This is a genomic window from Vibrio sp. 970 (genome assembly GCF_033339075.1).
Genome location: NZ_JAWOTW010000012.1, coordinates 82,336 through 101,899, shown reverse-complemented (window position 1 = coordinate 101,899; position 19,564 = coordinate 82,336). Strand labels below are relative to the sequence as shown.

Here is a 19,564-nt window from a genome sequence, read left to right as displayed (position 1 = left end):
TCCTATTAAGACAGCATTTTCTTTTTCTATCAAAATATTAAGAGGCTCTTGAGGTGAGGCTCTATATTTGGATGTAATTGATATTTTTAATGTATCATTCTCTAGATTTATTAACTGATGAAAATTAGGAATAGATTGGTGTCTTGACTTTCCATTGGTAGTTTTGTGAATAAGTGCTACCGTTTCTTCCTCTTTGATACCTCTTCAAAAAGGAAGTGTAGTGGAAATCACGGTTGAAATTTTGTTGGCCTTATTTTTAGTTGCGACTGCCGCAGGCTTTATTGATGCGATGGCTGGTGGGGGAGGGCTCATTACGCTCCCTGCGCTTTTGGCTGCGGGGTTGAGTCCGACTCAAGCTCTAGCGACCAATAAGTTACAAAGTTCGTTTGGCAGTTTCTCTGCTAGCTGGTATTTCGTGCGTAACGGTATTGTTAGCTTAAAGGAAATGCGTTTTGCGATACTCTGCACTTTTATAGGCGCTGCAATCGGTGCCGAGGCTGTGCAGTTTATTGATGCTAGCGTACTCACCAGTTTGATCCCTGTTCTTTTGATAGCCATTTCCCTCTATTTTTTACTCGCGCCAAGTACGCGAAAAATCGATGGAGAACCAAAGTTATCTGAAGCGATGTTTGCGCTATGCATTGGTGGCGGGATCGGTTTCTATGATGGCTTTTTTGGCCCTGGGACTGGATCTATTTTTACTGTTTGTTTTGTTGCACTAGGTCACTTTTCTTTGGTCGAAGCCACAGCTAGAACCAAAATCCTCAATTTCACGTCAAACATTGCGGCACTACTCTTTTTTATCTTAGCTGGGTTGCCAGTGTGGAAGCTTGGCTTAACTATGGCTGTTGGCGGTTTTCTTGGTGCTCAGTTAGGGGCGAAGGTCGTGGTAAGTAAAGGGCAAAAATGGATTCGTCCTCTAGTTATAGTGATGTCGATGCTTATGGCAACGAAACTTCTTTGGCAACAACATCAGCAATGGATTCTGTCAGTGCTTTAACTCGCTCGCTACGATATGTGCTGTGACGTAAGCAGATATGTATTGGTCGAACTAACTGATCTAGCTCTTCAAAGTCATAGCAGAACTTAGGTGTGATATTAAGTATCGTTAGGATAGATTTAGGGATTAAAGCGGGAGCCATACCTCCCAAAGCCAGTTGTGCTGCCGCAGTATACGAATCCATTTCCATCAAAGGTTCGATTCCGTGTTTGGATAAAATAGCTTGTTGATATGTGTTGGCAGGGTTAGTTAGGTCATTGGTCAAAATAGCTTTAGGTAGTTGTGAAAGTGAATGTCGACTGACAATTGAGAAAGGTTCATCGGCGAGGTGAAGGCTCATTAATCCATGGTGAGGCGGTAAATAACCAGCACAGAATCCCAGTGTCGCTTTACCTGATTTCACATTCTCAATAATGCGTGGCGTATGATTGGTCGATATTCGTATGTACTGATCATGGGCAGAGTGTTCTGCCATGATCATGCTGAGGTATCCCGCCACTAAGGTTTCAGAGCAGTCCATTTTGATTAAAGAAGTGTCTTCTATTTGTTGTTGATCGTAGATTTTTCCTCTTAACTCATTGAACGTGGGTTCTATTGTGTTTATGAGGGCAAGGCCATCGGAGGTCAGCTTTATGTGCCGACCATTTGGCTCTATCAATTTTTTTCCTAACTTCTTCTCTAGATTTGAAATACGTTTACTCACGGCAGACTGACTAATATAGAGTTGACTGCCCGTGCGGCTCATGGTTTTTTCTTTACTGAGGATAAGTAACGTTTCAATACCTTCAAGCAACATAATGATTAATGAAAGTTAGGAATGGTTGAGATAATTTAGCGAATTGCCCAAGAATTGGCGAATCAAATGAGCATAAATGAGAGGAGCCGACACTTGGTCGACTCCATGATGAGTGATGTTGTTGGTGTTTAACGGTTAATGGCGAAAGTTGGCAGGGATAGATGCCAACGAATCGCACCGAGACGTATAATGAGCGTTGAGATTACACCAGCGAGTAAAGCCGTTGAGTGGTCATAACCCATGTTTACCGCCATCGTATGGAAGATGCCGCCAATAATACATGCCGTAGCATAGACTTCACTTCTTAATACCATAGGAACTTCGCGAGCCAACACGTCTCGTATAATGCCACCGCCACAGCCAGTAATAACCCCCATTATCACCGCGACCATCCCAGAAGCATTGTAGGCGAGTGCCTTTTCTACTCCTATTCCCACAAATACAGCGAGACCGATGGCATCACAAACGGGTAATACCCACCATGAGAGTCGCTTGGGTCTTCGAATAACAAGCATGGTTAGTAGACACGTAACAAATATCACCCATAAGTAAGTCGTATCTGTTATCCAAAATACGGGAGTGGCACCAAGCGCCATGTCTCGGATTGTTCCGCCACCTATAGCAGTCACACTGCCGAGCACGATAACGCCGAATGGATCCATTTTTAAACGGCCCGCCAGTAATACGCCAGAGATGGCGAAAACAGCGGTACCGAACAAATCGATCATATAAAGCAGCATGGAGTCCATGTTACTTAGTACCTTTAAATAGTGTGAGAAAAAATGGGCGGAAATTGTACGGTATTTGCCACGAAATCGTTAGCGTTTTTGACGAACGCTTTTAAAGTGCTCACACACTTCCTTGATCGCGTTCAATGTGCGTGGTGTCGGACGGTTAATCCAATCAGAGTTTAGGGACCAGATGTGTTTGTTTTTAAGGGCAAGAAGCTCATTACTCCACTCAGCCCACATACCATCGTTACTCATTGCGTGACGAGAAGTAAAAATAACCTCTGGCTGGCGAGTAATGACTTGTTCGATGCTAACTTGAGGATAAGGCGCGCTGGATGCGGCGAAAATGTTCTCACCACCGCAAAAAGTAAAGACTTCACTTGGCCAGTTCTTTCCAGCGACAGTGATGATAGGCTTTTCACTCAACTGATAAAAGTAACGAACTTTCTCGTTCGTGTTGTACTGTTCTTTTAGTGTACTCAGCTGCGTTCTAAAATCTTCAGCGGCCTTTTTTCCTACTTGTGGAGTTTCGCTGTATTGGCTGAGTTGCTCGATATTATTGGCGATATCTTCTAATGAACCTGTAGTGGAGTAATAGATAGGAATACCGAACTGTTTAATTTTCTCCAACTCTTTAGCGGGGTTTCCGGCTGGCCAAGCAATCACTAAGTCCGGTTGAAGAGCAATAATGCGCTCTAATTTAATTCCTTGATAATTTGAGACTCTTTCTAGCTGCTTTGCCTGTTCTGGATAATCGCTCATTTCGCTGACAGCAACAAGCTGGTCTCCTAGCCCTGCAGCAAAGGCAATTTCGGTGGCATGTGGAGCTAAACTTATAATGCGTTGAGCGGGTTGAGCGACGGTCGCTGTCGAAACAAACAGCGTTAATGCGAAGCATAATTTATTCATCATAATCCTTGATAAATTATTCCTAAAAGCAAACTTTGGATTGCGATCCAAGCCAGGACGCGCCAAACGAGCAGCGTATGTATTTGTGAAAGGTGAATAGCCGATGGCGCAATGCGCCCACCGATTTTTGCGCGCTCTGCACGCACACCTTGATAGATAGCAGGGCCGCATAAAGACAGTTGTAGTTTGTGTCCGATAGTACATAACACCCAACTAGGTCCTGGTAAGGGCCAAGACTTCGCTTGCTGTTGTATTCCAGAGAGCACATTACTTGTATTCTTTCCGGCAGCTAAAAGTATGGCAAAGAGACGAAGTGGAATAATATCCAGAGTAGCAACCAGTTGAACCACAGGTTTACCAAAGGGCAAATATTGGCGTCGGCTAGGGGACCACACTCGCGCTAATTCTGTTGTGAGTCGATACATTAACGCACCAATACCACCTGTTAGTGCGTACCAAAATAGCACACCGATCACGTTGCGGCTGTATGCCATAATCAGGGTTTCTGAGCCAGCTTTACCTATGCCAACGAGCGAGAGGCTACCAGTATCGCGATTAAGATATGGTTGCAGTAATGCTCGACATTGGGCTTTGTCTTCCGAAGAGATACTTGTGACGAGCTGTTTCGTTAACGTTTCGCTGTTGCGCCAGTCTAGCGCAAGGATCAATAGAACCAGTTCATATAAAGGGATTTGCCAAACAAATGGCTTTACTGCAATCAGTAATATCAAGCAAGGAAACAGCATCAAGCCTAATGCAAGACTGCCTGAGATTACACTCTGTGAGTAATTGTGATTATTGTTCACTTTGTTAGCTAGCTGCTCTGCTAGCTTTCGCCATAAAGTGATGGGGTGCGCTGAATGGGGGATTGGCACTAAAAGGTGCAAGATCAGTGCACCCCACATAATGAGGAGCGCACCGTTGGCATAAAATGACTGAAAAACTTCTTCCATGAATGAGTCGTTTACTTAATGAGTTCCAGCATTTTGAATACCATTTCGGAAGAGCTTTTTGCTGCTAGAGGCAGGAACTCATCAAAGCTCATTGGTGATTCTTTATCAGCGACATCAGAGATTGCACGCACAACAACAAACGGTGTGTTGAATTGGTGACAAGTTTGAGCGATAGCAGATGCTTCCATTTCTACAGCGATAACTGACGGGAAGTGTTTACGAATAAACTCTTGACGCTCAGCAGTACAAACAAACGCATCGCCAGTACAAATTAGGCCGCGAACCGCATGAGTGTTTTCCATTTGTGCTAGGGCTTTTTCGGCTAAGTCCATTAGCTTGTCATCCGCTTTGAATGCAGCTGGTTGACCGGCCATTTGGCCAATCTCATAACCAAAAGCGGTTACGTCTGCATCGTGATGACGAACTTCTGTAGAGATAACTACATCGCCAAGGTTTAAGCTTGAATCGAAACCGCCAGCAGAGCCTGTGTTAATCACAACGTCTGGTTGGTATTCATCAAGAAGGATTGTCGTGCCCACTGCCGCTGCAACTTTACCGATGCCCGATTGTAGTACGACGACTTCAACATCGTTAATTTGACCAGAGAAAAACGTACAACCTGCTTTATTTACAGTTTTGCAGTTTGTAATTGCTTGCTTCAGGATGGTCACTTCTTGTTCCATCGCACCGATGATACCAACTTTCATAACACTCTCTTTAGGTAAATATTTTAGTTGGCCGAGAGTATAGCACTCCCCGTTGGCAGTTTTCTATTTGATGAGCTTAGCTTGAGTGAGCTTTTCTCGTAATTGATCGGCGCGCTTTCTGTTTACGCCAAAATCAGAGTAGCCCACACGAGATTCCGAGCGCACAATCAGTTGGTCTCCTGCTATTTTTAGTTCGAGGTCATCCACGAAGCGCATGATTTTAGATGTGCACTCGATACGAAGGTAGTTGCTTTCTTTCACCGCGGTTTTCGCGCCTGGCAGTTCAAGCGCAACTTGCTCAATAGCGTCGATGTTCGCTGAATCCACTAAGATGAATGGCGTTAGGTTGTATTTTTCTCGCGTGTCTTGGGTGGAGACGCAGTTTGGTTTGTCACCACAAGGTGATTGAGAACGATCCGTCATGGTTGTGACTCCTTGGCTACAAGCGGTTAAGCCGAGCAAAGTAATGGAAAGGAGAGCGGCTTTTTTCATTGGTTTTATCCCTTATCATAGGAATTTAATTATATGTAATAAAAGAAAAAAGGATCCAATAGTAGGATCCTTTTTGAGACGTTAACAGTGATTAAACTTCGAGGTAATCGAGAATGCCTTCTGCCGCTTTTCGTCCTTCATCAATTGCGGTTACGACAAGATCAGAACCTCGTACCGCATCGCCACCCGCGAAGATCTTTTCGTTGCTGGTCTGGAACTGGAACTCTTGCTTAGCTGGGGCTTTGATACGACCCCATTGATCCAAATCGACATCAAACGGTGCTAACCAGTCCATTTTGTGCGGCTGGAAACCAAACGCCATGATAACAACGTCTGCTGGTAGAACGTGCTCGCTGCCTTCAACGGGCTCTGGACGTCGGCGACCCGCTTCATCAGGTTCACCAAGTGCGGTTTTCACCACTTTGACCCCCGAGACTTTGCCTGACGCATCCACTTCAACTCCCAAAGGCTGAAGGTTGAACATGAACTTCACGCCTTCTTCCTTTGCGTTTTTTACCTCGCGACGAGAGCCCGGCATGTTGGCCTCATCACGACGATAAGCACAAACTACGTTGGAGGCACCTTGGCGAATTGAGGTACGAACGCAGTCCATTGCTGTATCACCACCACCCAGTACGACGACTTTCTTTCCTGCCATATCGATAAAGGGTTGGTTACTCTCAAGATCCATGACTTTGTAGGTGTTCGAAACTAAAAATGGCAGCGCGTCATACACACCCGGCGCATCTTCATTATCTAGACCTGCACGCATGTATTTATAGGTGCCAACGCCCAAGAAAACAGCATCGTATTCATCAAGCAGCTCTTGCATTTGGACATCTTTGCCTACTTCCATGTTCATGCGGAACTCGACGCCCATTTCAGTGAACACACGGCGGCGGTTTTCCATCACGCCTTTTTCAAGCTTGAAGGAAGGAATACCGAAGGTCAGAAGGCCTCCAATTTCAGGGTAGCGGTCAAACACGACTGGCTTAACGCCATTGCGCACTAGGATATCCGCGGCAGCCAAGCCAGCTGGGCCTGCTCCAATGATTGCAACCTTTTTATCGGTCCACTCCACCTTGGACATATCTGGCTTCCAGCCCATTTCAAACGCTTTGTCGGTAATGTACTTTTCTATGTTACCGATGGTGACGGCACCAAAGTCATCATTAAGCGTGCATGAACCTTCACATAGGCGGTCTTGAGGACAAACGCGCCCACATACTTCCGGTAGGCTATTGGTTTGATGCGATAGTTCAACCGCTTCAAGAATACGACCTTCATTGGCAAGTTTTAACCATTGAGGGATGTAGTTGTGGACTGGGCATTTCCATTCACAATATGGGTTGCCACAATCTAAGCAGCGATCCGCTTGTGCAGTCGCCTGTTGTTTAGTGAACGGTTCATAGATTTCAACGAACTCGATCTTACGAACTTTGATAGGCTTTTTCGCAGGATCTACACGCTGCACATCGATAAATTGATAAACGTTCTGGCTCATGATTCAAACATCCTCCATGATTACTGTGCTTGAACACGCAGCTCTGCGGCACTGCGGCTCTGGTGACCAAGTAGCGTGCGAAGATCTGCCGCTTGTGGTTTCACCAAATAGAACTTTGGAATCCATTCATCAAAGTTCGCCAAAATATTTTCTGCATGACTCGACCCTGTTTCTTCAAGGTGTTCCGCAATTAGGCCACGCAAATGTTCTTGGTGGATGTAAAGATCGGACAATGAGATGGCTTCGACAGACTCAGTATTAACTCGACCTTCAAAGCTTTGGTTCTCATCCAGAACATAGGCAAAGCCTCCAGTCATACCCGCGCCAAAGTTCACACCTGTCGCACCAAGAATGGCAACAATACCGCCAGTCATGTACTCACAAGCGTTATCGCCAGCACCTTCAATGACGGCTATCGTACCTGAGTTTCGTACGCCGAAACGCTCACCTGCTTTACCGGCTGCAAATAGTTTACCGCCGGTCGCGCCGTACAGACAGGTGTTACCAATGATGGTTGCTTCATTACACTTAAATGCAGTGCCAAGGTGAGGTTTGATAACCACTTTACCACCCGCCATGCCTTTGCCCACGTAGTCGTTCGCATCGCCCGTGAGGTAAAGCTCTACACCACCTGCGTTCCAAACACCAAAGGACTGGCCTGCGGTGCCGTCAAGATAGATTTTGATAGGGGAAGCCGCCAACCCTTGGTTGCCATAGCGTTTTGCTATTTCGCCAGATAAGCGTGCACCAACAGAACGATCAGTGTTGATGACATTGTAGAAGAAACTTGCCGATTGACTGTTTTCGACCGCATGCATGGCATCATCAACGATCTTTTGGTTGAGCTCAGCTTTATCAAACGGTTTGTTTGGCTCTGTCCAAAATAGCGGATGGCCCTCAGGTGATACTGGAGCTTCTAGAATATTGGATAGATCCAGCTTGGTCTGTTTCGCTGTAAATCCCTCTACTGCCTCAAGTAAATCGGTACGACCAATCAAGTCCGTCAGCTTTTCAACGCCAAGTTCGGCGAGTAATCCGCGCACTTCGTCTGCCAGGCCGATGAAGTAATTCATCACCATTTCTGGTAGACCTTTGAAGTATTCTTTACGCAGTGTCTCGTCTTGAGTCGCAACCCCAGTTGCACAGTTGTTGAGGTGACAAATTCGTAGGAACTTACAACCCATAGCGACCATTGGCGCAGTACCAAAACCGAAGCTTTCTGCACCTAAAATTGCGGCTTTAACTACGTCTAAACCAGTCTTTAGACCACCGTCTACCTGTAGGCGGATCTTATGACGCAGACCATTAGCAACCAGAGCTTGTTGTGTCTCTGCCAACCCCAACTCCCAAGGGCTACCAGCGTATTTTACCGAAGTTAATGGGCTTGCTGCGGTACCACCGTCGTAACCCGAAATGGTAATAAGATCAGCGTAAGCCTTGGCTACACCCGTTGCGATGGTGCCGACACCTGGCTCGGAGACGAGTTTTACCGAAACCAGCGCATTCGGGTTGACTTGTTTAAGGTCGAAGATCAGCTGGGCCAAATCTTCAATCGAATAGATATCGTGATGCGGAGGAGGGGAGATCAGAGTCACGCCTTGTACCGAATAACGCAGTTTTGCGATTTCTGCGGTGACTTTGTGTCCTGGTAGCTGTCCACCTTCACCCGGTTTCGCACCTTGTGCCACCTTGATTTGCAGTACATCCGCATTAGTCAGGTAATGCGGCGTTACACCAAATCGGCCAGAAGCAATCTGTTTGATACGTGAGTTACGCTCAGTACCGAAACGGCGAGGATCTTCACCGCCTTCACCCGAGTTAGAGTAACCACCAAGACGGTTCATCGCCGTTGCAAGTGCTTCATGCGCTTCTGGGCTAAGTGCGCCAATGGACATTGCCGCTGAGTCAAAGCGTTTGAACAGTTCAGTGCGTGGTTCTATTTGCTCAAGTGGCAGCGGTGAGTCTGATTTTTTCAGCGACATTAAGTCACGCAGCATGGCAACAGGGCGTTGGTTTACCTGCTTAGCAAAGCTCTGATAGTCGTTACTTTCGCCAGATTTAACGGCCTGTTGCAGCGTGCCGACGACATCCGGGTTGTAAGCATGATACTCACCTCCATGGACGTACTTTAACAAGCCGCCATGATCAATCGATTTGCGTTTCGCCCATGCTTTACGAGATAAGTTTGTAAGATCTTGCTGGAAGTCGTCAAAATTCGCGCCTTCAATTCGAGTTGTGACGCCTTTAAAACACAGATCGACCACATTTTGGCTCAAGCCAACTGCTTCAAACAGTTGTGAGCAGCGGTAAGAGGCGATGGTTGAGATCCCCATTTTCGACATGATCTTGTACAGGCCTTTGTTGATGCCGTATTGGTAGTTTTGCATCACATCGCGGTAGTCTTTCTCTAGTGCTTTATCATCAATCAGTTTACCTAACGCTTCATAAGCAAGGTATGGGTAAACCGCAGTGGCACCAAAACCAAGTAAGACGGCAAATTGGTGTGGATCACGGGCTGTTGCGGTTTCGACAACAATGTTGGCATCGCAACGTAAGTTCGCGTCAATCAGACGAGTTTGAACGGCGCCGACTGCCATTGCTGCCGGAATTGGTAACTTACCTTTGACCAAGGCTCTGTCCGAAAGAACCACTAAAACCGTGCCTTCACGAACGACTTGCTCTGCTTGCTCACACAGATCATTAATGGCTTGTTTAAGATCTTTTTGTTGTGGATCGTAGTTGATATCGAGAATGGTATTACGGTAATGATCGTCACTCAGCTCTAGTAGTTGCTGCATGTCTGAATAGAGCAGTACTGGAGAATCAAAGGTTACACGATGCGCGTGGCCATCGGTTTCACAGAAGACGTTCATCTCCTGGCCGATGCTGGTCGCCAGCGACATGACGTGTTTCTCACGCAGCGGATCGATTGGTGGGTTGGTGACCTGCGCGAACTTCTGACGGAAGTAATCAGTCACCAAGCGCTCTTTCGAAGAAAGAACCGCCATCGGGGTGTCATCACCCATCGAACCGACGGCTTCTTGCCCCATATCACCGAGGACACGCAATACTTGATCGACTTCTTCATTGCTCATAGCAAACTGCTTTTGATAAGTCTTAAGCAAGTCTTCATCAAAGCTGCGCTCACCTACTTGATCTTCAGGCAGCTGAGAGAACGGTGTTAGTTTGCGAACGTTGTTCTCCATCCATTCGCGATAAGGGTGACGAGATTTCAGGTCATTATCGATCTCGCTAGATTGCCAAAGCTTACCTTTACGAGTGTCGATGACGAGCAATTCCCCCGGACCTACACGACCTTTTTTGGCAACTTCATCTGGGGCGTAATTCCAAATCCCTACCTCAGACGCCAGAGTGATCAACTTGTCTTTGGTAATTACATAACGCGCAGGACGTAAACCGTTTCGGTCTAGGTTACAAGCAGCATAACGACCATCGGACAGTACGATACCTGCTGGGCCATCCCATGGTTCCATGTGTTTGGAGTTGAAATCGTAAAACGCACGCAAATCCGGATCCATGTCAGGGTGGTTTTGCCATGCTGGCGGCACAAGCATACGCATGGCACGGAAGATATCCATGCCGCCAGCTAAAAAGAGATCTAGCATATTATCTAGGCTAGACGAGTCTGAGCCTGTCTCGTTCACAAACGGTGCTGCAGTTTGTAGGTCAGGCAGCAGTGGTGACGAGAACTTGTAAGCACGAGCGCGTGCCCATTGTCGGTTACCTTCAATGGTATTGATCTCACCATTATGAGCAAGGTAGCGGAACGGTTGAGCTAATGGCCAACGCGGTTGAGTGTTGGTAGAAAAACGCTGGTGGAACAGACAGATAGCAGATTCCATACGTAGATCGGCAAGATCAAGATAAAAGCGCGGTAAGTCCGCAGGCATGCATAGGCCTTTGTACACCAAAACTTGAGTCGATAAGCTACAGATGTAGAAATCCGGATCTTCGGTGATTTGTTTCTCGATGCGACGGCGTGCGATGTAGAGACGACGTTCAATGTCGCGTTCGCGCCAACCTGCCGGTGCAGAGACAAAGACTTGCTGAATATTTGGAAGCGAGTTGGCCGCAATTGGACCGAGTACTTCTGAATTAGTTGGTACTTCACGCCAACCAGCCACAGTTAGCGTCTCTTGCGCCAGTTCTTTGTTGACGATGTCTTTAGCGAGTTGAGCTTTGACTGGATCTTGGTTGAAGAAAATCATCCCTACGGCGTATTGCTTGCCAAGGTTGAAACCATTTTCTTCGGCAATAAGACGTAAATAGGAATCGGGCTTTTGTAATAGAAGACCACAACCATCACCAGTTTTACCATCGGCGGCGATACCACCACGGTGAGTCATGCGGTCAAGTGCAGAAATTGCTGTACGTACCAGCTTGTGGCTTTGTTCGCCTTCCATATGCGCGATCAAGCCAAATCCACAGTTGTCTTTCTCAAGACTTGGATCATAAAGAGCCATTGCAATTCTCCCTTTGCTTATCCGTCATCCCGACAGATATATCAACACTGCTTACGTTGATATCGATGACTAACTATGCGTCATCTTTATAGCTTTATGTATAATTATTCAGTAAAAGTTGTGGAATATTTAACATTTTTTGAGTGTTTTATTTTCATCAACTTCACAAGCTATAGCTTATTGTAAAAAAGGTCAAGTTATTAGTGGATCATCACGTGAATATACGATTTACCATTTAATAAGCTAAAATAGTTTAATAATTTCAAATAGATAGAAAATTGATTGTTACAAAAAAGTAACATTTGATTCTGTGGGAGATAAAAAAGACCAGCATAAAATGCTGGTCAAAATAGAAAGATTGGAAGGAATTGTTTTCTTTCTTCACCGATAGCCATCGATATTGCTGATGGCTATTAGGCAATTGAAAGAGAGAAGCATGACTGCTTCGTTAAGCAGAAAGCATCAGTGAATCTGCTTTTGCTTCTAGGTTTGTGCCACCCATTAGGTAATCATCGATAGCACGGGCACATTCGCGGCCTTCATTGATACAACGAACCACCAAAGATTGGCCTGTTCGCATATCACCAGCAGCAAATACGCCTTCTTGGTTAGTAGCAAAATCTTGAGTTGCTACGTTACCGCGATCGTCTAGTGCGATATCCAGTTGAGCAAGTACGCCTGTTGGTTCAGGGTGTAGGAATCCCATCGCTAGAAATGCCATATCACATGGAATCACACGCTCGCTGCCTTCTACTTCTTTGAAGCTTGGACGCTCGCCTGGTTTCGCATCTTGCCAAACGATATCAGCTAAACGAAGACCGGTAACTTCACCTTTGTCATTGCCGATGAACTCTTTGGTTAGGATATTCCAGTGACGATCAACGCCTTCTTCATGAGACGTCGAAGTACGTAGGATCATCGGGTACTGTGGCCATGGCATATTGGCAGGACGTTTCTCTGGTGGAATCGGCATGATTTCAACCTGAGTGATGCTTGCTGCACCGTGGCGGTTTGATGTACCTACACAGTCAGAACCCGTATCACCACCACCGATAACGACAACGTGTTTACCCGCGGCGTGAAGTTCTTCACCCTTAAGATCCATGTCGTTGGCACGGCGGTTATTTTGACCTAGGAATTCCATCGCGAAGTGAACGCCTTTTAGTTCACGACCCGGAACGGGCAAATCACGTGGAACCGTTGAGCCACCGGTTAGTAGAACCACATCGAACTCTTGACGCAATTGTTGAGCATTTACATCAACACCGACGTGTTGGTTTACTTTAAACTCAATGCCAGCTTCTGCCATTAGATTGATCTTGCGATCAATGACTTCCATGCTCAGTTTAAAGTCTGGGATACCAAAACGTAGCAGACCGCCCACTTTCTCGTCTCGCTCGAATACCGTCACAGTATGACCAGCGCTGTTTAGCTGCTCTGCTGCCGCAAGGCCAGCAGGACCTGAACCAATGATCGCAACGGTTTTGCCAGTGCGAGAGCGTGGTGTTTTTGGTTTGGCGTACCCTTCACGATACGCCGTTTCTACGATGGTTTTCTCGATATTACAGATAGTGATTGGATCTTGGTTGATGCCAAGTACACAAGCACTTTCACACGGAGCAGGGCAAACACGACCAGTGAACTCTGGGAAGTTATTGGTTGAGCTTAGAATGTTCCAAGCTTCTTCCCAGCTATCACGATAAACCGCATCGTTAAACTCTGGGATGATGTTACCGATAGGGCAGCCGTTATGACAAAACGGCACACCACAATCCATACAACGAGAAGCCTGAGTATTGATCTTGTCACCAAACTCCTCGTTCAGAACGAACTCTTTGTTGTTCTTGATGCGTTCAGCTGGGTCGATCTTCTGTGGTAGTTCACGACCATGCTCTAAAAATCCAGTAGGCTTACCCATTATACGGCCTCCACTTGAGTTTCGTTTCCTTGAGACTGTGCTTCAGCTTTACGCTTTTGAAGAACCGCTTTGTAGTCACGCGGCATTACCTTAACCATAGAGGCTAGGCTTGCTTCAAAGTTGTCTAGGAAAGACTGAGCGACTTCACTTCCTGTGAATTGAACATGCTTAGTTAGCATGTCGAGTAATAGATCTCTGTCTTCTTGCTCGATTGGATCTAGGTCTACTAACTCTGGGTTCAGTTTTGACTCAAAGTCACCTGATTTATCCCATACGTAAGCCACGCCACCACTCATACCTGCGGCAAAGTTACGACCTGTTGACCCAAGGATGATGGCTGCACCGCCAGTCATGTATTCACAACCGTGGTCACCGACGCCTTCTACTACTACTTTCGCGCCTGAGTTACGAACACAGAAACGTTCACCAGCCATACCACGAATGAAAGACTCACCCGAAGTTGCACCGTAGAAGCACACGTTACCAACCACGATGTTGTCTTCCGCGACAATGCTTGATTTCGCATCTGGATAAAGTACTAAAGTACCGCCGGATAAGCCTTTACCCCAGTAGTCGTTCGCGTCGCCTTCCACTTCGAACTTCACGCCCTTAGCTAGGAATGCGCCGAATGACTGACCTGCAGAACCTTTGAACTTCACGTTCATTGGCTGAGGTAGACCTGCATCTTTGTACACTTTCGAGATTTCGTTCGACAACATGGTACCTGCAGAGCGGTCCGTGTTGACGATAGGGAACTCGGCATTCACCGCTTCGCCTTTCTCTAGTGCAGGAATCGCTGCTTGAATCAGCTTACGGTCTAGCACTTCTTCTAGGTTGTGGTTCTGTTGAGCTTGGTTGAATACACCATCAGCTTCACGTGGTTGCTCAACGTGGAGAACAGGAGACAGATCTAGGTTCTTGTATTTCCAGTGAGAAATGTCTTGGCGGATCTTCAGTTTCTGACCTTGACCGACCATTTCATCGATAGTGCGGAAGCCAAGCTCAGCCATGATTTCACGTAGACCTTGTGCCATGTATTGGAAGAAGGTAACGACGTCTTCTACGCGGCCATCAAAGCGCTCGCGAAGCGTCTTGTTCTGAGTCGCGATACCAACAGGACAAGTGTTCTTATGACACTTACGCATCATGATACAACCTTCAACCACTAATGCTGCGGTTGCTACGCCCCATTCTTCTGCACCAAGTAGTGTTGCCACTGCAAGGTCGCGAGGTGTCTTCATCTGACCATCTGCTTGAACCACGATACGGTTACGTAGACCGTTCTTCAGTAGCGTTTGGTGCGTTTCTGCCAAGCCAAGTTCCCAAGGAAGACCGGTATGGCGGATTGAAGACATTGGTGATGCACCTGTACCGCCGTCGAAACCTGCGATTAGTACAACGTCCGCTTTCGCTTTCGCTACACCAGAAGCGATCGTACCTACGCCTGCTTCTGATACCAGCTTCACGTTTACACGGCCTGCGCGGTTCGCGTTCTTCAAGTCGTAGATAAGCTGAGCCAAATCTTCGATTGAGTAGATATCGTGGTGTGGTGGTGGAGAGATAAGGCCAACGCCCGGAGTCGAGTGACGCGTTGCACCGATCCAGTCATCTACTTTATCGCCTGGTAGCTGACCACCTTCACCTGGCTTCGCACCTTGAGCCATTTTGATTTGCAGCTCTTCAGCGTTAGTTAGGTAGTAAGAGGTTACGCCGAAACGACCTGAAGCCACCTGCTTGATTGCAGAGCGTTCCCAATCGCCGTTCTCTTTGCGCTCGAAACGCATTGGGTCTTCACCACCTTCACCAGAGTTCGATTTCGCGCCAAGACGGTTCATCGCAACAGCCAGTGTGGAGTGTGCTTCGTAAGAAATAGAACCGAATGACATAGCACCCGTCGCGAAGCGTTTCACGATGTTGTCAATTGGCTCGACTTCGTCGATAGAGATAGAACCGGCTGGATTCTTAATGAATTCTAGCTGGCTACGCAGAGTTACCGCGTTGTCACCTTGTTTATCTACGGCTGTCGCGTATTGCTTGAACTGATCGTAGTTCTTGTTGCGCGTAGACTCTTGCAGTAGAGAAATAGTCTCTGGGTTGAATAGGTGCTTTTCACCACGCTGTTTCCATTGGTAAACACCACCAACATCCAGCATTTGAATTGGGATTTCGCGTTGTGGGTAACCGATGCGGTGACGGATCAGCACTTCTTTGGCGATATCATCAAGGGTGAGACCTTGGATACGAGAAACCGTACCAGTGAAGTATTTGTCTACCACGGATTTGTGGATGCCCAAGGCTTCGAAGATTTGTGCGCCATGGTACGACTGTAGCGTCGAGATACCCATCTTCGAGAAGATCTTCAGAAGACCGCCATTAATCGCTTTACGGTAGTTGTTGAACAGATCGCGCGGGTTCGCTTCTGGATCCAACTTCTTCGTACGTTGAAGTTCAATGATGGTTTCAATCACTAGGTAAGGGTTAACCGCATTCGCACCGTAACCAAGTAGCGTTGCAAAGTGGTGCGTTTCACGCGCGTCACCAGTTTCAACCACGATGTCACACTTCGCACGTAGACCTTTACGGATCAAGTGGTGGTGCACTGCGCCAACAGCCAGCATTGCTGGGATCGCCGCGTGGTTTGAATTCACTGCGCGGTCAGTGAGTAGGATGATTGAATAACCATCGATAACCGCGTCTTCTGCGTATTGGCAGATACGTTTTAATGCACGCTCAAGTTTGCCTTGATCTTCACTAGCTTGGAATACGATATCCAACGTTTTCGCTTGTAGGTGCTCGTTATCGATCGCACGCAGTTTTTCAAGCTCAGAGTTGGCTAGAACAGGCGATTCCAATTCTACTTTCTGACAGTGAAGTGGTGTTTCAGTCAGAAGGTTTTGGTCTTTACCCAAGTAAGTGTTCAGCGACATAACCATACGCTCACGGATCGGGTCGATCGGTGGGTTAGTTACCTGTGCGAACAGCTGCTTGAAGTAGTTTGAAAGATGTTGAGACTGATGAGATAGAACCGCAAGAGGCCAGTCGGCACCCATTGCTGATAATGGCTCTTTCGCATCATTCGCCATTGGAACGATGATTTCGTTCACTTCTTCAGTGCTTACGCCAAACGCTTGTTGGCGGTGTAGAAGGTGTTCTGGCTTAGGTTGGCTGAACTGGTTGCTCGCATCTGGCAGCTTCTTCAAGCTCAGTAGGTTTTCTTCTACCCACTTCTCGTAAGGCTGTGCCGTTGCGATGGTGTCTTTCACTTCTTCATCAGAGATGATTCGACCTTGTTCTAGGTCTGCAACGAAGATACGACCCGGTTGTAGACGACCACGGAACTCTACGTTCTCTGGTTCAATATCCACAACACCAGATTCAGATGCCATCACTAGGAAGTTATCTTTGGTCACTGTGTAGCGAGAAGGGCGCAAACCGTTACGGTCTAGTGTCGCACCAACTTGAACACCATCAGTAAAACATACTGAAGCAGGACCATCCCATGGTTCCATGATGTTCGCGTGGTACTGATAGAACGCGCGACGTTTAGGATCCATGTTTTTGTTTTCTTGCCATGCTTCCGGGATCATCATCATCAATGCGTGTGGCAGGCTGCGACCAGAAAGAACTAGGAGCTCAAGTGCCATATCGAAGTTAGATGAATCCGAGCTGCCTTCCTGACAGATTGGAAGAAGCATGTCGATTTCAGCCTGAGTAAACAGGTCTGATTCTAGGATTGCTTCACGGGCTTTCATCCAGTTCAAGTTACCGCGAACTGTATTGATTTCACCGTTGTGGGCAATGTAACGGAAAGGCTGTGCAAGACGCCATTTCGGGAAGGTATTGGTAGAGAAACGAGAGTGTACCAGCGCCAGTGCAGTCACCATGGTCGGGTTTTGTAGATCAAGGAAGTACTGAGGTACTTGCTCGGTCGTTAACTGACCTTTGTATACCAATGTCTTGTAAGACATGGAGTTAATGTAGAAGTCGTCACCAATGTTCGAAACGCTTTCTAGGCAAACACGTACAGTATAGTTACGAAGTACGTACAGTTTGCGCTCTAGCTCTTCAGGCGTGATGCCAGGGCCGCCGGAGATAAACACGTGCTCAAATTGAGGCTCTGTGCTTAGAGGGTCGGCACCAATCATGGAGTTGTCGGTTGGTAATACGCGGTAGCCGATAACTTCAAGGTCTAGACGCTGTGCGTTGCGTTCTAGAATGTCACGGCATTGTTCGCGTTTGTATTCGTCTTTCGGGAAAAGAACGACACCAACGCCATACTTTTCAAACGAAGGCAGTTTAATGCCTAGTTTAACGGCCTCTTCTAATAGGAATTCATGAGGTTTTTGCAACAAGATACCCGCACCGTCACCGCTGCATGGGTCACAACCTTGACCACCACGGTGTTCCATGCGAGCCAGCATATCCAATGCTTGAGTCACTACTTCATGAGATTTACGGTTTTTAAGGTGAGCAACAAAACCGATACCACAAGCGTCATGCTCCAGTTCCGGAGTGTACAGACCCTGTGGATTTTGCTCTCTATCTACCATAGATACATCCTTCCAGTTCAATGTCGACGCAAAAGTACCGGGCAGCAAATACTACCTAGACTATTGATTACGTCTTGTCCTTTATATTTATTATCGCCACCGATCTAGGTTGACCGGTCTTGATTCCTTTCCGTATCTCGCAGGAAAAGTTTTGCGAGAAAAACAATCCTTGGTGGTATCCCTTTATTTATTATCACTATCTAGTGATTTATATAGGTAGGAGTGGGATAACACCGACAAATCCCGCAGTGTGCTTTGTAATAAAAGTCACAAAAATAACGGGGTTGTGTAAGTATCCTACAATTTTGTCACTTCAGAATGCAATGAAAAACTCGGCGTTGTGACCCAATTTTTTCGTTTAATTATGCATTTTTAGTTTAACATTTACGCAACATGAACGATTTTTGCCTTTAATTATGCAAGTTTATTGATTTTGACCCGCATGATGGGTGTTTGAATTGATTAATATTGTGTGTTTTTTCTTGCAGGGATGTAATTTATTTACACAGATCGTAGTGAGATTGATTACGGTTTACTATTGGTGAGAATTTATGCAGTTACATGAATTGGTCAATACAATCGGCCAAGATCTTCAGCGTCGATACGGTGAAAAGGTTCATAAGTTAACATTGCACGGTGGATTTAGTTGCCCTAACCGCGATGGCACGATTGGGCGGGGAGGATGTACATTTTGCAATGTGGCTTCGTTTGCAGATGAAGAAGTCCAGATAAAAAGCATTCACGAACAGTTAAAAGATCGCGCAGGTGAAATTCACAGAGCGAAGAAGTATCTCGCTTATTTTCAGGCCTACACCAGTACCTATGCCGAAGTACAAGTTCTCAAAAACATGTATGAGGAAGCACTAAAGGCTGCAGACATGGTTGGTCTTTGTGTGGGGACGCGTCCTGATTGCGTCCCTGATGCGGTATTGGATTTACTGTCGGGCTATGTACAGCAAGGTTATGAAATTTGGCTAGAACTAGGTCTTCAAACCGCCAACAATGACACCCTAAAACGTATCAATCGTGGTCATGACTTTGAGTGTTATGCCGAAATCACTAAGCGTGCTCGAACACTCGGAATCAAGGTTTGTACTCACTTAATTGTGGGTTTACCCAAAGAAACCCGCGCCGAAAATATTGAAACGCTGCAAAAAGTGTTGGCCGTGGGAACGGATGGCATCAAGTTACATGGCTTGCATATTGTCGAAGGTAGCACCATGGCGAAAGCTTGGCGTGCTGGAAAGCTAGAAGCCCCTGAATTAGAAGAATATGTTGCGATCGCCAGTGAAATGATTCGTATGACACCACCAGATGTGATTTATCATCGCGTTTCATCAGCAGCCAGGAGGCCCACGTTATTATCGCCTCTGTGGTGTGAAAACCGTTGGCTAGCGATGACGGAAATTGGTCGAGATCTCAGTGCTCATGGTGCTCAAGGGAGCCTTACGGGGAATGCCTTTATCTATACTAAACCGGAATTAATAGCAGATCGCTCAATAAATAACTGATATATTTTA

At 46.5% G+C, this 19,564-nt stretch carries 12 protein-coding genes; 2 read left to right on the top strand and 10 right to left on the bottom strand.

What is annotated here, in order from left to right; genetic code table 11:
• Positions 1-220 precede the first annotated feature (220 nt).
• Entirely contained in the window at positions 221-1,000 is a 780-nt protein-coding gene (locus R7Q11_RS17465) for a TSUP family transporter (RefSeq protein ID WP_017821480.1), read from the top strand.
• Here the strand turns inward: R7Q11_RS17465 and R7Q11_RS17460 are convergent.
• The 10 genes from R7Q11_RS17460 to gltB (R7Q11_RS17415) all read right to left on the bottom strand — a co-directional run bounded on the left by R7Q11_RS17460 (position 942) and on the right by gltB (R7Q11_RS17415) (position 18,044).
• Positions 942-1,796, bottom strand: a complete 855-nt coding sequence (locus R7Q11_RS17460; RefSeq protein ID WP_225466621.1) for a LysR family transcriptional regulator — start codon at positions 1,794-1,796, stop codon at positions 942-944. The genes R7Q11_RS17465 and R7Q11_RS17460 overlap by 59 nt on opposite strands.
• A gap of 128 nt (positions 1,797-1,924) precedes the next feature.
• Positions 1,925-2,545, bottom strand: a complete 621-nt coding sequence (locus R7Q11_RS17455; RefSeq protein WP_005387377.1) for a TRIC cation channel family protein — start codon at positions 2,543-2,545, stop codon at positions 1,925-1,927.
• Between the two features lie 69 nt (positions 2,546-2,614).
• The gene (gene btuF / locus R7Q11_RS17450; RefSeq protein WP_025768416.1) at positions 2,615-3,436 is read right to left on the bottom strand and encodes a vitamin B12 ABC transporter substrate-binding protein BtuF; all 822 of its coding nucleotides are present in this window, start codon (positions 3,434-3,436) and stop codon (positions 2,615-2,617) included.
• Positions 3,436-4,389 carry a cobalamin biosynthesis family protein gene (locus tag R7Q11_RS17445; RefSeq protein WP_025768417.1) on the bottom strand — a complete coding sequence of 318 codons (954 nt, stop codon included), beginning with the start codon at positions 4,387-4,389 and terminating at the stop codon, positions 3,436-3,438. The genes btuF and R7Q11_RS17445 overlap by 1 nt, the downstream gene beginning before the upstream one ends.
• Positions 4,390-4,400: 11 nt before the next feature.
• Complete coding sequence (mtnN, locus tag R7Q11_RS17440) at positions 4,401-5,096, bottom strand: 5'-methylthioadenosine/S-adenosylhomocysteine nucleosidase (RefSeq protein WP_005381837.1); 696 nt, start codon at positions 5,094-5,096, stop codon at positions 4,401-4,403.
• A gap of 63 nt (positions 5,097-5,159) precedes the next feature.
• On the bottom strand, positions 5,160-5,588 hold the full coding sequence (locus R7Q11_RS17435) for a DUF1499 domain-containing protein (protein ID WP_025768418.1): 429 nt from the start codon (positions 5,586-5,588) through the stop codon (positions 5,160-5,162).
• Between the two features lie 91 nt (positions 5,589-5,679).
• Positions 5,680-7,092, bottom strand: coding sequence for an FAD-dependent oxidoreductase (locus tag R7Q11_RS17430; protein ID WP_005381833.1), 1,413 nt, complete (start codon positions 7,090-7,092; stop codon positions 5,680-5,682).
• Positions 7,093-7,112: 20 nt separating this feature from the next.
• Positions 7,113-11,576 (bottom strand): glutamate synthase large subunit, encoded by a 4,464-nt coding sequence (gltB, locus tag R7Q11_RS17425; RefSeq protein WP_053306880.1) that lies wholly within the window; start codon positions 11,574-11,576, stop codon positions 7,113-7,115.
• Between the two features lie 448 nt (positions 11,577-12,024).
• Positions 12,025-13,494: a glutamate synthase subunit beta gene (locus R7Q11_RS17420; protein ID WP_104975856.1), complete on the bottom strand. Its 1,470-nt coding sequence runs from the start codon at positions 13,492-13,494 to the stop codon at positions 12,025-12,027.
• Positions 13,494-18,044, bottom strand: a complete 4,551-nt coding sequence (gene gltB / locus R7Q11_RS17415) for a glutamate synthase large subunit (RefSeq protein WP_213896354.1) — start codon at positions 18,042-18,044, stop codon at positions 13,494-13,496. Before gltB (R7Q11_RS17415) ends, R7Q11_RS17420 begins: the two co-directional genes overlap by 1 nt.
• Before the next feature lie 551 nt (positions 18,045-18,595).
• On the opposite strand from gltB (R7Q11_RS17415), the gene R7Q11_RS17410 reads away from it, so the two are divergent.
• Positions 18,596-19,555, top strand: coding sequence for a TIGR01212 family radical SAM protein (locus tag R7Q11_RS17410; protein WP_005381829.1), 960 nt, complete (start codon positions 18,596-18,598; stop codon positions 19,553-19,555).
• The last annotated feature ends 9 nt before the right edge of the window (positions 19,556-19,564 follow it).

Coding starts and splice junctions, on each gene's coding strand:
- R7Q11_RS17460 (WP_225466621.1), bottom strand. CDS start 1,796: ATGTTGCTTGAAGGTATTGAAACGTTACTTATCCTCAGTAAAGAAAAA.
- R7Q11_RS17455 (WP_005387377.1), bottom strand. CDS start 2,545: ATGGACTCCATGCTGCTTTATATGATCGATTTGTTCGGTACCGCTGTT.
- btuF (WP_025768416.1), bottom strand. CDS start 3,436: ATGAATAAATTATGCTTCGCATTAACGCTGTTTGTTTCGACAGCGACC.
- R7Q11_RS17445 (WP_025768417.1), bottom strand. CDS start 4,389: ATGGAAGAAGTTTTTCAGTCATTTTATGCCAACGGTGCGCTCCTCATT.
- mtnN (WP_005381837.1), bottom strand. CDS start 5,096: ATGAAAGTTGGTATCATCGGTGCGATGGAACAAGAAGTGACCATCCTG.
- R7Q11_RS17435 (WP_025768418.1), bottom strand. CDS start 5,588: ATGAAAAAAGCCGCTCTCCTTTCCATTACTTTGCTCGGCTTAACCGCT.
- R7Q11_RS17430 (WP_005381833.1), bottom strand. CDS start 7,092: ATGAGCCAGAACGTTTATCAATTTATCGATGTGCAGCGTGTAGATCCT.
- gltB (WP_053306880.1), bottom strand. CDS start 11,576: ATGGCTCTTTATGATCCAAGTCTTGAGAAAGACAACTGTGGATTTGGC.
- R7Q11_RS17420 (WP_104975856.1), bottom strand. CDS start 13,494: ATGGGTAAGCCTACTGGATTTTTAGAGCATGGTCGTGAACTACCACAG.
- gltB (WP_213896354.1), bottom strand. CDS start 18,044: ATGGTAGATAGAGAGCAAAATCCACAGGGTCTGTACACTCCGGAACTG.
- R7Q11_RS17410 (WP_005381829.1), top strand. CDS start 18,596: ATGCAGTTACATGAATTGGTCAATACAATCGGCCAAGATCTTCAGCGT.